This window comes from Nonomuraea sp. N2-4H, assembly GCF_045291505.1.
In the GTDB taxonomy this organism is placed as follows: Bacteria; Actinomycetota; Actinomycetes; order Streptosporangiales; family Streptosporangiaceae; genus Nonomuraea; species Nonomuraea fastidiosa.
The window spans coordinates 5,091,604-5,107,536 of record NZ_CP147987.1 but is presented as its reverse complement, the minus strand read 5'-3'; the positions used below and the strand labels follow the sequence as shown (position 1 = coordinate 5,107,536).

At 72.2% G+C, this 15,933-nt stretch carries 16 protein-coding genes, 1 pseudogene and 1 riboswitch; of the genes and pseudogenes, 11 read left to right on the top strand and 6 right to left on the bottom strand.

Annotation, left to right across the window (positions count from 1 at the left end):
• Positions 1–25 precede the first annotated feature (25 nt).
• From WBK31_RS23515 to WBK31_RS23505, 3 genes are read right to left on the bottom strand one after another with little or no spacing between them, the layout of a single operon-like run.
• The gene (locus WBK31_RS23515) at positions 26–832 is read right to left on the bottom strand and encodes an ABC transporter ATP-binding protein (RefSeq protein WP_364055640.1); all 807 of its coding nucleotides are present in this window, start codon (positions 830–832) and stop codon (positions 26–28) included.
• Positions 832–1,839, bottom strand: coding sequence for an iron chelate uptake ABC transporter family permease subunit (locus WBK31_RS23510; RefSeq protein WP_364055637.1), 1,008 nt, complete (start codon positions 1,837–1,839; stop codon positions 832–834). Before WBK31_RS23510 ends, WBK31_RS23515 begins: the two co-directional genes overlap by 1 nt.
• Positions 1,836–2,936 carry an iron chelate uptake ABC transporter family permease subunit gene (locus WBK31_RS23505; RefSeq protein ID WP_364055634.1) on the bottom strand — a complete coding sequence of 367 codons (1,101 nt, stop codon included), beginning with the start codon at positions 2,934–2,936 and terminating at the stop codon, positions 1,836–1,838. Before WBK31_RS23505 ends, WBK31_RS23510 begins: the two co-directional genes overlap by 4 nt.
• A gap of 89 nt (positions 2,937–3,025) precedes the next feature.
• Here WBK31_RS23505 and WBK31_RS23500 point away from each other — a divergent pair, with 89 nt between their 5' ends.
• On the top strand, positions 3,026–4,045 hold the full coding sequence (locus WBK31_RS23500; protein WP_378787534.1) for an ABC transporter substrate-binding protein: 1,020 nt from the start codon (positions 3,026–3,028) through the stop codon (positions 4,043–4,045).
• A gap of 11 nt (positions 4,046–4,056) precedes the next feature.
• Here the strand turns inward: WBK31_RS23500 and WBK31_RS23495 are convergent, their stop codons facing one another.
• Both WBK31_RS23495 and WBK31_RS23490 read right to left on the bottom strand, forming a co-directional pair.
• Positions 4,057–6,471, bottom strand: a complete 2,415-nt coding sequence (locus WBK31_RS23495; protein ID WP_364055628.1) for a helicase-associated domain-containing protein — start codon at positions 6,469–6,471, stop codon at positions 4,057–4,059.
• 78 nt (positions 6,472–6,549) lie between these two features.
• Positions 6,550–7,047: an ATP-binding protein gene (locus WBK31_RS23490; protein ID WP_364055625.1), complete on the bottom strand. Its 498-nt coding sequence runs from the start codon at positions 7,045–7,047 to the stop codon at positions 6,550–6,552.
• A 230-nt stretch (positions 7,048–7,277) separates the two neighbouring features.
• Between WBK31_RS23490 and WBK31_RS23485 the strand changes: the two genes are divergently transcribed.
• From WBK31_RS23485 to WBK31_RS23465, 5 genes are all read left to right on the top strand, one after another.
• Positions 7,278–8,099 carry a helix-turn-helix transcriptional regulator gene (locus WBK31_RS23485; RefSeq protein WP_364057530.1) on the top strand — a complete coding sequence of 274 codons (822 nt, stop codon included), beginning with the start codon at positions 7,278–7,280 and terminating at the stop codon, positions 8,097–8,099.
• On the top strand, positions 8,100–8,336 hold the full coding sequence (locus WBK31_RS23480; protein WP_345400620.1) for a DUF397 domain-containing protein: 237 nt from the start codon (positions 8,100–8,102) through the stop codon (positions 8,334–8,336). It abuts the gene before it with no gap.
• An 88-nt stretch (positions 8,337–8,424) separates the two neighbouring features.
• On the top strand, positions 8,425–8,700 hold the full coding sequence (locus tag WBK31_RS23475) for a hypothetical protein (RefSeq protein ID WP_364055622.1): 276 nt from the start codon (positions 8,425–8,427) through the stop codon (positions 8,698–8,700).
• A 310-nt stretch (positions 8,701–9,010) separates the two neighbouring features.
• Positions 9,011–10,099: a hypothetical protein gene (locus WBK31_RS23470; RefSeq protein ID WP_378787540.1), complete on the top strand. Its 1,089-nt coding sequence runs from the start codon at positions 9,011–9,013 to the stop codon at positions 10,097–10,099.
• Positions 10,099–10,362 carry a sigma factor gene (locus WBK31_RS23465; protein WP_364055616.1) on the top strand — a complete coding sequence of 88 codons (264 nt, stop codon included), beginning with the start codon at positions 10,099–10,101 and terminating at the stop codon, positions 10,360–10,362. Before WBK31_RS23470 ends, WBK31_RS23465 begins: the two co-directional genes overlap by 1 nt.
• A gap of 104 nt (positions 10,363–10,466) precedes the next feature.
• Here WBK31_RS23465 and WBK31_RS23460 read toward each other — a convergent pair.
• Positions 10,467–11,047 (bottom strand): annotated as a pseudogene (locus WBK31_RS23460) (histidine phosphatase family protein).
• Between the two features lie 254 nt (positions 11,048–11,301).
• Here WBK31_RS23460 and WBK31_RS23455 point away from each other — a divergent pair.
• From WBK31_RS23455 to WBK31_RS23435, 5 genes are all read left to right on the top strand, one after another.
• On the top strand, positions 11,302–12,165 hold the full coding sequence (locus tag WBK31_RS23455) for a Gfo/Idh/MocA family oxidoreductase (RefSeq protein ID WP_364055610.1): 864 nt from the start codon (positions 11,302–11,304) through the stop codon (positions 12,163–12,165).
• Between the two features lie 41 nt (positions 12,166–12,206).
• Positions 12,207–12,327: riboswitch (adenosylcobalamin-variant (AdoCbl-variant) riboswitch) on the top strand.
• Positions 12,328–12,364: 37 nt separating this feature from the next.
• A complete protein-coding gene (locus WBK31_RS23450; RefSeq protein ID WP_378787543.1) occupies positions 12,365–13,339 on the top strand; it encodes an ABC transporter substrate-binding protein in 975 nt (324 codons plus the stop codon).
• A 1-nt stretch (position 13,340) separates the two neighbouring features.
• On the top strand, positions 13,341–14,369 hold the full coding sequence (locus tag WBK31_RS23445) for an iron ABC transporter permease (RefSeq protein ID WP_364055604.1): 1,029 nt from the start codon (positions 13,341–13,343) through the stop codon (positions 14,367–14,369).
• Positions 14,366–15,139, top strand: coding sequence for an ABC transporter ATP-binding protein (locus WBK31_RS23440; protein WP_364055601.1), 774 nt, complete (start codon positions 14,366–14,368; stop codon positions 15,137–15,139). The genes WBK31_RS23445 and WBK31_RS23440 overlap by 4 nt, the downstream gene beginning before the upstream one ends.
• The gene (locus tag WBK31_RS23435) at positions 15,136–15,777 is read left to right on the top strand and encodes an adenosylcobinamide amidohydrolase (protein WP_406673132.1); all 642 of its coding nucleotides are present in this window, start codon (positions 15,136–15,138) and stop codon (positions 15,775–15,777) included. The genes WBK31_RS23440 and WBK31_RS23435 overlap by 4 nt, the downstream gene beginning before the upstream one ends.
• Positions 15,778–15,933: the final 156 nt, after the last annotated feature.

Sequence of the window (15,933 nt, the reverse complement as noted above, 5' to 3'; positions counted from 1 at the left end):
GGAAGGGCACTGTAGACGCGACCGGTCAGGCGGTGGCGGCGGCGACCCGGCGGCGCGCCTCGGGGACGATGAGCGGGGTGCCGGTCTGCGGATCCTGGATGATCTCGCACCGCAGGTCGAACACCTGCTCCACCAGCTCCGGGGTGACGATCTCCGTCGGGTCGCCCGCCGCGACGATCTCGCCTGCGCGCATCACGATGAGGTGGGTGGCGTACCGGCACGCCTGGTTGAGGTCGTGCAGCACCGCCACCATGGTCCGGCCCGCCTCGTGCAGGTCGGCGCACAGGTCGAGCACCTCGATCTGGTGGGAGATGTCCAGGTACGTGGTCGGCTCGTCCAGTAGCAGGATCGGCGTCTCCTGCGCCAGCGCCATGGCCAGCCACACCCGCTGCCGCTGCCCGCCCGACAGCTCGTCCACGATCCGGTCGGCCAGCCCCGCCACGTCGGTGGCGCGCATGGCCTCGGCCACCGCCGCCTCGTCGGCCTTCGACCACTGCCGCATGAGCTTCTGGTGCGGGTAGCGGCCGCGCGCCACCAGGTCGGCCACGGTGATGCCGTCCGGCACGATCGAGCTCTGCGGCAGCAGGCCGAGCCGCCGCGCCACCTCCTTCGACGGCAGCGAGGTGATCACGCTGCCGTCCAGGTGCACCGCCCCGGCCTTCGGCTTGAGCATCCGCGCCAGCGCGCGCAGCAGCGTCGACTTGCCGCACGCGTTGGGGCCGATGATCACGGTGAAGGACGCGTCGGGAATGGTCACGCTCAGGTCGGTGGCCACGACGCGCTGGTCGTAGGCGAGGGTGAGGCCGGTGCCGGACAGGCGGGAGGAGACCATCAGTGGCGGTCCTTTCGCAGAAGCAGGACGAGGTACGTGCCGCCGATCGCGGCGGTCAGCACGCCGACGGGAAGCTGGGTGGGGGCGAGCAGTCGCTGCGCGGCCAGGTCGGCGGCGGTCAGCAGCACGGCGCCCATCAGCGCGGATGACGCCATGGTGACGCCGGGCGAGCGGGTGAGCCGCCGGGCGAGCTGGGGCGAGGCCAGCGCGACGAAGGCGACAGGGCCGGCCGCGGCCGTGGCCACGCCGGACAGCAGCACCCCGGCCGCGATGGCCGCCGCGCGGACCACCTCGACCCTGATGCCCATGGCCCTGGCCGCGTCGTCGCCCATCTCGATCATGCGCATCGGCCGCGAGATCGCCGCGCACAGCGGCAGCAGCACGGCCAGCGCCAGCGCGACGGGCACCGCGTGGTCCCAGCCGCGCCCGCTGAGGCTGCCGGTCAGCCAGGCGCCCGCGGTGGCCGCGTCGTTGATGTTCGCCCTGGTCAGCAGGTACGAGTTGACGGCCAGCAGCAGCGCGTTGGCCCCGATGCCGACCAGGACGAGCCGGTAGCCCGCCACGCCGCCGCGGTAGGCGAGCAGGTACACCAGCGCGGCCGTCGCCACGCAGCCGAGCAGCGCGCCGCCCGCGATCACCAGGGCGGAGCCGCCCGCGACCACGGCGAGGATGCCGCCGGTCGAGGCGCCCGCGGTGAAGCCGATGAAGTCGGGGCTGCCGAGCGGGTTGCGGGTCAGGCTCTGAAAGATCGCGCCGCTCAGCCCGAACGCGGCCCCGACCAGCAGCCCGGTCACCACGCGCGGGGCGCGCAGCTTGCTGACGATCAGCTCGGCGACCGGCGTGCCCTGGCCGAACAGGGCGTCGATGATGTCGGGCACCGGCACGGTGAACTCGCCCGTCGCCAGCGCGGCCACGCTCACCGCGCAGCCGATCAGGATGAGCAGGACGGTGACGAGCAGCGCGCGGGGCGCGAGCCGTACGGACCAGGATCCGACGCGGACGTTCACAGCGCCGCCACCCGCTTCCTCCTGGCCATGAGGATGAAGATCGGCGCGCCGATCACCGCCCACACGATGCCCACCTGCACCTCACCCGGCCGGGCGATGAGCCGCCCGATCACGTCGGCGCCGAGCAGCAGCACGGGCGCGGCCAGCGCCGAGTACGGCAGCACCCACCGCTGGTCGGGCCCCACGGCGGCGCGCACCGCGTGCGGCACGATCAGCCCGACGAACCACAGCGGCCCCGCGGCGGCGGTGGCCGCCCCGCACAGCAGCGTGACCGCCACGCCGGTGAGAATCCGCGTGCGGTTGACCGCCACGCCGAGCGCCTTGCCCGCGTCGTCGCCGAGCGCGAGCATGTTGAGCGGCCTGGCCAGCAGCAGGCCCAGCACCAGCCCGGCGGCCATGAACGGCGCGAGCCGCACCAGCGTGTCGGCCGTCTGCCCGGCCAGCGAGCCGGTCAGCCAGAACCGCATGCGGTCGAACGTCTCCGAGTCCATGCGCAGGATCGCCGACGAGATCGCGGTGCACACCATGCCGAAGGCGACGCCGGCCAGGGCCAGGCGTACCGGGCTCGACCCCGAGCGGCCCGACGAGGCCAGCGTGTACACGATGAACGAGGCCAGCGCCGCGCCGCCGAAGGCGAACCAGAAGTAGACGGTGGGGTCGCCGAGCCCGAACAGGCCGAGCGCCAGCGTGACGCCGAGCGCCGCGCCCTGGTTGATGCCCAGCAGGCCGGGGTCGGCGAGCGGGTTGCGGGTCAGGCTCTGCATGAGCGCCCCGGCCAGCCCGAGCGTCGCGCCGACACCGAGGCCGAGCAGCGTGCGGGGGACGCGCAGTTCCCGGATGACCGTGTGGTCGCTTGAGCCGTTCGGGGCGATGAAGGCGTCGATCACCGTGCCGAACGGCACCGACCGCGCGCCCAGCGCCACGCTGGCCAGCGCGACCAGCACCAGCACCCCGAACGTGACCACCAGTCCCGCGACCAGCACCGGAGGCCGCCGCCCGGCTTTAGCGTCGGGGACGCCGCCGGTGCCTGCGACGGGTTCGCTCACGGCCAGGCCCGCCGCCTCTGCGGCGTCGGCCGTTTCCTCAGCCGGGCGCACCCGACCCCCTCTCGTCGTAAGTCAAACTTAGGCAAGGCTAATCTAATGGTCCAGCAAGCAGACAAGGCCAGGCAACTGAGGAGATGCACATGTCGGGACCGGTACTGCCGCGCAGGGGTTTCCTCGCGGGCGCGGCGGGGATCGCCGCGGCCCTGACACTCGCGGCGTGCGGTGAGGGCGGCGGCACGGAGGCGGCGCCCGCCTCGTCCACGGGCGCGTCCGGCGCGCCGTCCGCGCAGGGGTGGACGTTCACCGACGACCGCGGCAAGAAGATCGACCTGCCGAAGGTTCCCACCAGGATCGTCGCTCAGGTCGGCGCCGCCGCCGCGCTGTGGGACTTCGGCGTCCGCCCGGTCGGCGTGTTCGGCCCGCACAAGCTCGCCGACGGCGGCAAGGACCCGCAGGTCGGCAACGTCGACATCACCAAGGTCACCGGCCTTGGCAACGTCTGGGACGAGTTCAACGTCGAGCAGTACATCGCCCTGCAGCCCGACCTGCTCGTCAGCAGCATGTACGTCAAGGGCACCCTGTGGTACGTGCCCGAGAAGTCGAAGGACACCATCGAGCAGGTCGCACCCACGGTCGGCGTCATGCTCACCGGCAGGAGCGCCACCGAGGTCATCGGCACCTACGAGAGGCTCGCCCAGTCGCTCGGCGCCGACATGGCGGGCGTGCCGGAGGCCAAGGCCCGCATGGAGGCGGCCACCAAGAAGCTGGCCGACTTCAAGGACCTCAGGGTGCTCATGGTGTCGGGCGGTGCCGACGCGTTCTGGGTGGTCAACCCGCCCGAGTACCCCGACATCGTGCACCTGACCAACGCCGGCCTGAACGTCGTCAAGCCTGACAAGGTCGACGAGGGCGGCTTCTTCCAGACGCTGAGCTGGGAGAACGCCGACACCTACGACGCCGACGTGATCCTCTACGACACCCGCACGCAGGCGCTCAAGCCCGAGGAGATGATGAAGAAGCCCACCTTCGCCAAGCTCCCCGCGGTCAAGGCCGGCCAGCTCTACCCGTGGGCGGCCGAGGCGCCCTTCAGCTACCACGGGTACGCCGACTTCCTCGAGGACCTGGTGGAGAACCTGGCGAAGGCCAAGCCGCTGAAGTAGCGCGCGCCGCGTCAGTAGGCGCCGCGCACCTCGACGATCTCGGCGAGCGGGAACTCCAGGTAGTCGCCCGCCTCCTCGCACCAGGCGTCGAGCGCGGCGCCCTTCAGCTCCCCGTGGCTGATCGTCGCGGTCAGCCCGTCGGCCAGCGTGATACCGGCCCGCACGCCGCGATCGACCACGAACCCGAGCAGCGACTGCTGCGCGGTCGGCAGCCGGGTGGCCATGCGGCCGATGATGGCCCAGGTGCGGCCGTTCTTGTCGTCCTCGGGGCGGTCGGCGGCGAGCAGCCTGCGGGCGTGCTCGTACGGGTCGGGCGCGGGCTCGGCCAGCATGTACGGCGGCGTCTCGGTGATGCCGGGAAAGTCGGACAGCTCGGCCACCTGGCCGCCGGGCAGCAGGATGAGCTTGCCGCCCGCGGGCTCCTCCGGCTTGGCCCGGTGGACGGTGATCTCCCCGGTGTCGGAGACCGGCACGGGGGAGTAGCCGACCTCGCGCAGCGCGGCCAGCGTGCGGTCGGCGGGCGCCTTGCTCACCAGCACCGTGGGCGCGAGCAGCCGCAGCCCGAGCCGGCCGAGCCGCCGGTGCGCGGCGATCTCGGCGAGCAGCGCCGGGTCGGCGGCCTGCACGACGCAGCCGACCGTGGTCACCGTCACCTCGCCGTGGCGGCGGGCGGTGTCGCGGATCAGGTATTCGAGCGGCTGCGGGATCGTGCCCACGGCCGCCAGCTCGTCGAGCAGCTCGTCGGCGTCGTAACCCTGGTCGAGCGCCCGGCGCACGCTCTCGGTGGTGAAACGCCACACCGAGGCCGCGCCGCGCGACTCGCGCTCGGCGGTGCGGTCGAGCAGCGCCGCCAGCTCGGCCGACGGCGGGCCGGTGACGACGGCGGTCAGGTCGGGGCCGAACAGCGCGCTCCTGCGGACGCTGGCCAGCGCCCGGGTGGCCGCCTCCGCCAGCACCGGGTCGTGCTCCACCATGGGGACGGCGTCGTCGTTCTCGCCGCCCGGCTTCGCGGTGAGCCCGGCCAGCGCCCGGCCGAGATCGGTCAGCGCGTTGTTGGCCAGCAGCCCGAGCAGCCTGGCCTCGTCGAGCACGGCCGGCGCCGACGAGCGCAGCAGCGCCACGTCGAGCAGCGGCGCGTGCCAGTGGACTGCGGTGATGAGGCTGTCGCGATCGGCGAACGCGGTGCCCGCGGGCAGGTGGGCCAGCACCGACAGCACGGCTCTGCGGATCTCGGCCAGCGTGCCGCCCGCGGGGTCGTCGCCGAGCACGGTGCCGTACTTGCCGTCGACCTTGCGCAGGGACGAGCGCTCCATGCGCCACCAGGCGGCCAGCAGCACCCGCAGCCGCGCCGAGCCCTCGTCCAGCCGCCACCGGTCGAACCGCTCGGTGGGGATCATGCCGCCGGACGGCTCGTCCCAGGCCAGCAGCCTGGCCACCGCGCAGATCTCCAGCAGCAGGCGGGTCTCGTCCTCGTCGCAGCCGGTCTCCTTGGCCACCCTGCGCACCTCGCGCACGCCGACGCCGCCGGTCTTGAGCAGCGGCAGCGGGGTCTTGGAGGTGTTGTCGAGCAGCGCCGCGCAGCGTTCGACGACGTGCGGCGCGGCCAGCGTCATGAGGTGATCGACCTCTTCCGGGTCGATCGGGATCGTGGCGATCTCGGGGGCCACGGGCTGGAAGGGCGGGTGGTAGCCGGGGCCGCGCAGCCTGATCGCCACCTCGCGGGGGATCTCGGCGACGTGCCAGCTCGGGCGGAAGAGCAGGCCGTGGTCGGCGCACCACTTCTCCGGCGTGCCGGGGGTGACGAACCTGCCGCCGTCGACGTCGAGCGAGGGGCCTTTCCAGGCGAAGCGTTCGAGCAGCTCGGCGGTGCCCTGGGGGGCGGAGCCGAGGAGCGCGCGCAGGCGGCCGGCGTCGCTCAGCGCCTCGATGACGCGGGTGATCGTACGGCGCTTGTTGCCCTGGACGGGCAGGCCGAGCGAGCGGGCGAGCGCGTGCAGCGCGTCGTTGCTGATGGACCAGGAGTTGAGGTAGTGCTCAAGCGGCTCGCCCAGGCTGAGCGGGGCCGACCAGTGGCGGGCGACGCCTTCGGCGAAGTGGATGACGCCGTCGTCGCCGGGCCAGGCGAGGGCGTGGTCGTAGAGGTGGTCGAGCCAGGAGGTGACGTGGTCGAGGTCGCTGTCGAGGAAGCGGGCGAGGGAGTCGGCGGTGGGGCGGCTCATGGCCAGTGCGGCCTCGGCGAGCTGCAGGCAGGGGAGTGGCAGCCGGCGCAGGGTCTCCATCACGGCGAAACCGTTGCCGAGCCGCTGGGCGAGTGTGTCGAGACGGCGGGGCCAGGGCGCGGCGATGGCGTCGGGCCTGTTGGCCAGGATGCGCCCAAGCCTGTCCTCGTCTAGTGTTCGTAGCCAGCCGAGCAGGTGATCTTCCATCTGTCAGCACTCTCATGGGGTCGCGCGCGGGACTCACCGTGAGCCATGACCATCCACGGTAATGCAGATCACCCCCGGTCAGGAGAGGACTGCCCAGACGATCTTTCCGCGGGGCGCGAGTGCGGACCAGCCCCAGCGGAGGCTGAGCGATTCGACGATGTGGAGTCCGAGGCCGCCGGTGTCAAGGGGGCCAGGGTATCGCAGCACCGGCACCGATGAGCCTGGATCGGTGAAGGCGCTGGTCACGAGATGACCGCGGCGTACCAGGGAGAACTGCACCGAGCGCCGCGCGCTGTCGGGGTCGTCGAGGCACAGGCCGTGGCGCAGCGCGTTGGTGGCGAGCTCGGAGACCACCAGCTCCATGTTCTCGGCCATGTCATCGAGACCCCAGCCGGCCAGCGTGCCGGAGCTGAAGCTGCGAGCGGAGTGTACGGAGGACGCCGTGGGCGGAAGGACGAACGTGGCGCTGGCCGACGGGCCCGGGACCAGAAGGTCGCGAGCCGCCTCGGGCCACCAGCCGATCGGGGGCCACCAATCGAACGTGGTCCACTGGCCGTGCGCCGGGGTGGATTGCACGTGATCATTCTGCGTCAAACTCTCGTGCAGGTGCAAGAGCGAATGCACGTGCAGAGTGAGCGTGCACACGCTACGGTTCTCTTCAAAAGGTCAATTTGCGGGAAAGGGGATCTTGTCCGCGGCCATGATCTTTCGGCCGTGAAGTGACACACTTGGTGGCAAGGAAACGACCAAGGAGCAAGCACGTGTCCATTGATCCGCCAGGGACCGGTTCGACCGTTCGGCGCATCATGCTGGGGGCGAGCCTCAGGCGTCTCCGCGAGCGCTGCGGGCTCGACCGGGCACAGGCCGGATTTCACATCCGGGCATCCGAGTCCAAGATCAGCCGCATGGAGCTCGGGCGCGTGGGTTTCAAGACACGTGACGTGGAAGACCTCCTCACCCTGTACGGCGTCGTCGACGATGCCGAACGCCGTGCCCTGCTGGAGATGGTGCGCGAGGCCAACACCCCCGGGTGGTGGCACAAGTACTCGGCCGTGCTGCCGCACTGGTTCACCACGTACATCGGCCTGGAAGAGGCCGCGAGCGTGATCAGGACCTACGAGGTGCAGTTCGTGCCCGGCCTGCTGCAGACGGCCGCATATGCGCGCTCGGTCTACCAGCTCGGCAACCCCGATGCGACTCCCGAGGACATCGAACGGCGCGTGCACCTGCGCATGCAGCGCCAGGAGCGCTTCACCCGGAAGGACGGGCCCAAGCTGTGGGCCGTCATCGACGAGGCGGCGCTCAAGCGGACCATCGGCGGGCGGGAGGTCATGATCGAGCAGCTCGAGCATTTGCTGGAGGTCGCCGCCCTTCCCAACATCACCATCCAGGTGATGCCTTTCAAGTTCGGCAAGCACGCCGCTGAGGGAGGCGCGTTCAGCATCTTGCGGTTTCCCGAGTCCGATTTGTCGGACGTGGTCTACGTCGAGCAGCTCTGGGGTGCCCTGTACCTGGACAAACGTGAGGACATCGATCCGTACCTCACGGCCATGGAGCAGTTGTGCGTGGAGAGCACCACGCCAGGAGGCACCGTCGAGCTCATCGGCGGTCTTCTCAGAAAGATGTAGATGAACCAGACCTACAACGGCATGCCGGCGGCGGACCTGACGGAGGTCGCCTGGCGCAAGAGCCGCTACAGCAACTCCCAGGGCAACTGCGTCGAACTCGCGGAGCTCCCCGACGGGGGCATCGCGGTGCGCAACTCGCGCTTCCCCGACGGGCCTGCCCTCATCTATACCCGTGACGAGATCCGGGCCCTGGTGCTCGGTGTGAAGGACGGAGAGTTCGACGGCCTGCTCGTGTAACAACGTGTTAACCTCCGGCGCGCCTGCTTAACGGCGGCGCGCCGGAGGTGTAACCGCCCGGCCTCGTCGTGCGGCGAGTATCAGGGTCATGCTCGACCAGATGACCCTGTATCCGATCGCCGACGACGTGCTGTTCGCGCCGGGCGGCAAGGTCGTGATCCGCACATACGGTGTCGCGCCCGCGACCGGCGGGGCCAGCGGGAAGGAACCGGTCACCGTCTCCTACCGCACCTGGGTGACGGGCATCCGGGACCAGCCCCGCTACTGGCACTGGGGCCACTTCGAGGACGCCGCCACCGGCCACCGCAAGGTGCTCGAATGGCTGACCGGACGCGGGCCGCAGCCCGCCCAGGCGCTGGCCTGACCGAGGCCGGGCGCGTGTCCGGCCGCAGGGCCCGCCGTGCCCGGGACGGCCTCTTACGCGAGCCGCCGTCTTCATGACGGCCGCGGCGACGGGAGCACGCCGCGTCCGAGACGGCCCGCGAGCACGGGAACCTGCCGTGTCCCCGATGGCCGCGGGGGCGGGAGTCGTCACGCCAGGGACAACTGCGGATAAAACGCGTTCGCGTCTATCTGGAAAGCCCCTGGCGTGAGACGCTGCTGGCACCGTTCTCCGGCCGCCGTCCGGCGCGCCCGGAAACGGGCCGGGACAGCGTCGGCTGCGGAGGTGGCCAATGGCGGACTCCTACCTCTTCGACGGGCAGAGCCCGAACGAGCACGTCGCCTCGTGCATCGACTGCGGCGCGGCGATCGCGCTGCTCGATCATCCGGAGACCGTCGCCGAGCCGCCTGGCGGAGCGCCACTCGAGCCGCTCGCCGAGCCGCCGCCCAGGCTGCGCGAGGCCGTGCTGTCCGCGGCGCGCCGCCGCCGCAACCCGGCCGCCGTGGGCGTGGCCACCGTCGCCGTCCCGTACGCCGAACTGGTCGCGGGCATGGACGACGTGCTCGCCGAGCTGAGCCCCGTCCAGTGGGCGGCGCCGGTGCCCAAGCACGGCACCGTCAGGAGCTTGGTCGAGCACCTGACGGCCAACGACGCGACCGTGGCCCGCTTCATGGGCGTCCCGGCCACGGTGACCCGCGTTTCGGCCGGTGTTTCCGGCGGCAACGGCACCGCTCCAGGCGCTCCGGCCGGTACTCGCACCGGTCCGGATGCTCGCGCTGGGAACGGCACCGTTTCCGGCGCTCGGGCCGGTACCGGCACCGGTCCGGACCTTTCCGCCGGGACCGGCGCCGGGCAAGGCGTCGCCGTGCCCGAGCACCGGCGCTGGCGGGAGCAGGCGGGCCTGCTGCTGTCGCGGGTGGCGGCGGGCAGCGAGGTGCTGCTCGGCGTGGAGGTGGCGCTCGCCGGAGCGCGACCGGCCCGCGCGCCGCTGCGCCAGGCCATGATCCAGCGCACGTTCGAGACCTGGACGCACACCGACGACATCAGGGCGGCCACCGGCCGCGCCAAGGCCGAGCCGAGACCCGAGCACGTGCACATGATCGCCGAGTTCGGCCTGGCGCTGCTGCCGCGCGCGCTGCGCGGGCCGCGCCGCGACGTCTCGGCCACCATCGTGCTCACCGGCCCCGGCGGCGGCACCTGGACCATCCCGCTCTCGCCCGCCTCCGACCACGTGGCCGTGCTCATCTCGGCGGACGCCGCCGACTTCTGCCGCCTGCTGGGCAACCGGTGGCCACCCGGCGCCTTCCCGTACGCCGCCGAGGGCGACCCCGTGCTCGCCCGTGACCTGATCGCCGCCGCCGCGACGCTGGGGTGCGACTGATGAGCGACATGGATGTGCGTGCACGATTGGCCGCCGGCGACCTCGACGCGCTGGCCGACGCCTACGACCGGCACGGCCCGTACGTCTACGGCGTCGCCGTCAAGGTCACCGGCAGCCAGGCGCAGGCGGAGGAGATCACGCAGCGCGTGTTCGTGGCGTTGTGGGAGGAGCCGCTGTCGTACGACCCGGCCCTCGGCTCGCTGCGCGGCTGGCTGGCCGGCCGGGCGTTGCACGAGTCCGCCCTGCGGGCCCGCGTCGGCTGAGCTCCCCCGGCCGAGCCGCGCGCTGCCCGGACGGCCCTACGCGTCCGGGCCGGCTGAGCCTTTTCGTCCGAGTCGGTGCGGCGCGACCACCGGCCCGGGATCGGTCAGGTGACGGGGGCGTTCCAGGCCAGCAGCACCGGCTCATCGTGCTCGTACCCGAGGCGCGAGTACGTACCGGTGTCGAGCCTGAGCAACCGGCCGTCCTCGGGAGCCAAACCCAGCCAGCGGGCGGCCAGCACCCGCAGGAAGTGCCCGTGCGCCACCAACGCCACCCGGCCCTGCACAGCACGGGCCCGCGCGATCACCCGGTCGGCCCGGACCGCCACCTCCGAGGCGCTCTCGCCCGGATGCTCGGCATCGCCGGGGATCACGCCGTCACGCCACAAGTACCAACCGGGCCGCGTCTCACGGATCGTCGCCGTGGTGATGCCCTCATAGCCGCCGTAGTCCCACTCCCACAGGTCGGGATCCACCTCATACTCGGTCAAACCGGCCAGCTCCGCCGTTCGCCTCGCCCGCTGCGCGGGGAGACGAGCACCAGGTCGAAAGGCTCCTTGATCAGCGGCGCCAAGGCTCTGGCCTGCTCCTCGCCGTGCTCCGTCAAGGGCAGGTCCGTACGGCCCGTGTGCCTGCCCGCCTTACTCCACTCGGTCTCTCCATGCCGAAGCAGCAGCATCTCGTTCATGGCTCCCATCATCCGGCACGCCCGATCGCGCCCCACCGCCAGGTGCCCGCCCGCCTCTTTCTCGCGGCGCGCCGGTCGGTGATCGGCACCGCCGCCCGCGGGTCGCTCGCGCGGAGCGGGAGGAGCCGGCACGCCCGCGTCCGCCGACCGCCCACGCAGCAGGGCGGCTGATGTGCGTTCGTGGAGGTGCGGGCGATCTTTGGCGATATGTCATCTAAGGTGAAAGATCAGATGACTTGCGAAGGAGGACGTGCATGGAACCGGTGGCGGTCGGACTGATCGGCGCGGGGCCCTGGGCGCGGATGGCGCACGCGCCCATGCTGGCCAAGAGCCCGCACACGAGGCTGGCCGGCGTCTGGGCCCGCCGTCCCGAGGCCGCCGCCGAGCTGGGCGCGCCGGTGTTCGCCCGCGTCGAGGAGCTGTTCGAGCACTGCGAGGCGGTCGCGTTCTGCGTGCCGCCCGCCGTCCAGGCCGAGTACGCCGTCCGCGCCGCCCGCGCCGGCAAGGCGCTGCTGCTGGAGAAGCCGCTCGGCGACTCCCTGGAGTCGGCTCGGCGCGTGGCGGACGCGGTGGCCGAGGCGGGCGTCGCCTCCCAGATGGTCTTCTCCATGCGCTACACCGCCGCCGCCCGCGGTTTCCTGGCCCGCTGCGCCGAGGTCGAGCCGTTCGGCGGTCACGCCGCCAACATCTCCGGCGCGCTGCTCGGCGACCACCCGTTCGCGACGCCCTGGCGGCTCGAACGCGGCGCCCTGCTCGACGTGGGACCGCACGTGATCGACCTGCTGGACGCCGCGCTCGGCCCCGTCACGGGTGTGCGCGCGCACGGCCACCCGCTGCGCTGGGTCGGCCTGCTGCTCGAACACGAGGGCGGCGCCGTCAGCGAGGCGTCGCTGAGCATGGCCGCGGGCGGCGAGACGCCGCCGTCCAGCATCGCCGTGTACGGCCGCAACGGCAGCGCCGCCCTGCCGCCGCATGACAAGGACGACGACTACCTGGCCACGGTCGCCGAGGAGTTCGCCGCGACCGTCCGCAAGGGCGGCGGCCACCCGCTCGACGCCGCGCACGGGCTGCGCATCCAGAAGATCATCGCCGAGGCGGAGGCCCAACTGACCCCTTGACTCCTCCGGCGGACGGGGAATTGATACCGTTTGCCCGACGCGCAGTGCGCAGCGAAGTCCGGTGAGATTCCGGCGCTGTCCCGCAACTGTCATAGCCAGGTCGCCTGCCTCTGCGCCGACGCACATCAACCCTCGTGGAAAAGGGTGATCCGTCACTACAAGCGGGTCTCTCGGTTCCAACAGTGTGAAAGGACTTCTCGTGAGGCCCGTACGCACGGTTCTCGCGGGCGCGCTGCTGGGAACGCTCGCTCTGGCCGGTTGCGGCCAGACCGGCACCACAGCCGGCCCTGCCGCCCCCTCGTCCGCCGCTTCCTCCACCGCTCCCGCCGCCGGCGGCTTCCCCGTCACCGTCGAGGCCGCCAACGGCAAGGTCACCATCCCCAAGCGGCCCGAGCGCATCGTCTCGCTCTCGGCCACCCACACCGAGACCCTGTACGCCATCGGCGCCGGCTCGCAGGTCGTCGCCGTGGACGACCGCTCCAACTACCCGCCGGAGGCCCCCACGACGGAGCTGTCCGGTTTCAAACCGAACGTCGAGGCCATCGTCGCCCAGAAGCCCGACCTCGTCGTGGTATCGGACGACATCGACGACATCGTCTCCGAGCTGGGCAAGGTCAACGTGCCCGTGCTCCACCAGCCCGCCGCCACGAACCTGGACGAGGCGTACGAGGAGATCTCCGAGCTGGGCGCGGCCACCGGGCACCAGGCCGAGGCCGACAAGGTCGTCGCGGACATGAAGAGCGCCATCGACGACGTGGTGTCCAAGGCGCCCAAGGACGCCGAGCTCACCTACTACCACGAGCTCGACCAGACGCCGTACGCCGTGACGTCCAAGACGTTCATCGGCCAGATCTACGGCATGTTCGGCCTGACCAACATCGCCGACAAGGCCCCCGACGCGGCCGGCGGATACCCCAAGCTGTCGGCCGAGTTCGTCGCCCAGGCCGACCCCGACCTGATCTTCCTCGCCGACGTCAAGTGCTGCCAGCAGAACAAGGAGGCGCTGGCCGCCCGGCCCGGCTGGAAGAACCTGTCCGCCGTCAAGAACGACCGGGTGATCGAGCTGGACGACGACATCGCGTCCCGCTGGGGGCCGCGCGTCGCCGACCTGGCCAAGAGCATCGGCGCGGCCGTGGCCGACGCGGCGCGGGCGAAGACCGACGGCGCGAGCTGACGTGGCGACTCAGGCCCGCCCCGCACGGGCCCGGCCGCTGTGGCTCGCCGGCGCCCTGGTCCTGCTGGCCGCCTGCATGATCGCCGGCATGCTCGACGGCGCCGCCGACATCTCGCCCTGGCAGGTGGTGCTCCAGGTCGCGGACTGGCTGCCGTTCACCCACGTCGACTCCGGCCTCGCGCCGGTCGAGCAGGGGCTGCTGTTCGAGCTGCGGCTGCCCAGGGTGCTGGTCGCGGCCGTGGTCGGCGGGCTGCTCGCCATCGCGGGAGCCGGGTACCAGGGCGTCTTCCGCAATCCGCTCGCCGACCCGTACCTGCTGGGCGCGGCGGCGGGGGCCGGGCTCGCGGCGACGGCGGCGATCGTGCTGCTGCCGTCCGCCAGCGTGCCCGTGGCCGCCTTCGCGGGCGCGGTGGGTGGCGTGTTCCTCGCGTACACGCTGGGCAACACGGCGGGGCGCAGCGGCGGCACGGCCACGCTCGTGCTGGCGGGCGTCGCGGTCACCTCGTTCCTCACCGCGATCCAGACCGTACTGCAGCAGCTCGAGGTGGAGAAGCTGCAGCGCATCTACGCGTGGATACTCGGCGACCTCGGCGGCGGGTGGGATCAGCTCCTGCTCGTGCTGCCGTACGCCGCCGTCTCCGCCGTGCTGCTCCTGCTGCACGGGCGCATGCTCGACGTGCTGTCCGTCGGCGACGAGGAGGCCGCCGGGCTCGGCGTGCGGGCCGGGCGGGTGCGGTTCGTCGTGCTGCTCGCCGCCTCCCTGGCCACCGCGGCGGCCGTCGCGGTCAGCGGGCTCATCGGGTTCGTCGGCATCGTCGTCCCGCACGTGGTGCGGCGGCTGGCCGGCGGCTCGTACCGGATCGTGCTGCCGCTGTCGCTCATCGGCGGTGCGGCGTTCCTGGTGCTCGCCGACCTGGTCGCCCGCACCGTGCTCGCCCCGGCCGAGCTGCCGATCGGCGTGGTCACCATGTTCGTGGGCGCGCCGTTCTTCGTCGCCGTCCTGCGCATGACCAGGCGGGTGGTCACGTGATCAGGGCGCGCGATCTCACCGTACGGCTCGGCGAGCGCGAGGTGCTCTCCCAGGTGAGCCTGGACGTGCGGCGCGGCGAGTGGACCGCCGTCATCGGGCCCAACGGGGCCGGCAAGTCCACCCTGCTCAAGAGCGTCATGGGGCTCGTCGCGCACCAGGGCCGGGTCGAGCTGGACGGCCGGCCGGCCGCCGCGCTCAAGCCGCGCGAGCGGGCCAGGCTCGTCGCGTACGCCCCCCAGACCCCGGCCCTGCCGCCCGACATGACGGTCTTCGACTACGCGCTGCTCGGGCGCACGCCGTACATCCCCTATCTGGGGAGGGAGAGCGCGCGGGACCGGGCCGTCGCCGAGTCCGTCCTGGAACGGCTCGACCTGACGGAGCTCGCCATGCGGCCGGTCGGCGAGCTGTCCGGCGGCGAGCGGCAGCGCGCCGTGCTGGCCAGGGCGCTCGCGCAGGAGGCGCCGGTGCTGCTGCTCGACGAGCCCACCACCGCGCTCGACCTCGGTCACCAGCAGCAGGTGCTGGAGCTGATCGACCGCCTGCGCCGCGCCGACGGGCTCACCGTCGTGACCACCCTGCACGACCTCACCGTCGCCGGCCTCTACGCCGACTCCCTCATGCTGCTGGCCGGCGGCCGTGCCGCCGCCACCGGCGAGCCCGCCGCCGTGCTGACCGAGGAGCTGGTCGGGCGGCACTTCGACGCGCATGTGAAGATCGAGCCGGGCCCCGACGGGCGGCCCGTCGTGCACCTGGTCAGGGGAGGCCCATGAAGCTCACCTACCGCGTCGAGGACGGCGCCAGGCTCGGCTCGCTGCTGTGGGAGTTCGGGCCAGGCTGGCGGATGATCTCCTCCGCGCTGCTCGGCGGCGGCATCGGCGAGCGCGAGTGGGTGCTGAACGCCCAGGTCGTGGCCGGGTACGCGCGGATGGACCCGGTCGATCACCTCATCTCGCTCGGGCCTTCGCACGGGGCCGGGGTCGGCATGATGACCGCGGCCTCCGTCGACCGGTACGTCCGCGCCACCGACGGCGGCGTGGAGGCGTGGGCCACCGTCGGGCTGCGCGTCCCCACCTGGGCCGCCGCCCCCGAGGGCCACCAGGACCCCGAGCTCGCCCCCATCCGCGTCGGCACCATCAACATCGTGGTCGAACTGCCCGTCGCCATGACGGACGCGGCGCTGGTCAACACCGTGATGACGGTCACCGAGGCCAAGACCCAGGCCATGCTGGAGGCGGGCTTCGAAGGCACCGGCACCGCCTCCGACGCCGTCTGCGTCGCCGTACCGGTCGAGGGGCCGCAGGAGGTTTTCGGCGGCCCCCGCTCGGACTGGGGCGCCCGCGTGGCCCGCGCCGTCCACACCGCCGTGTTACGCGGCGCCGAAGCGTGGCGCTCCCATCAATCCGGGTGAGATCTTCGGGGTAAGCGGCGTGTGCACGGGGCCGTGTTTCCCGATACTGGGCGGGCGACCGCGAACGTGATGTTTCCCGAGCAAGTGCTTGTCTGCATCGTGGTCTATTGACTTACGGCACCTGCTTGGGACGCTGGTCCTAGTCGTGCGTTTGGA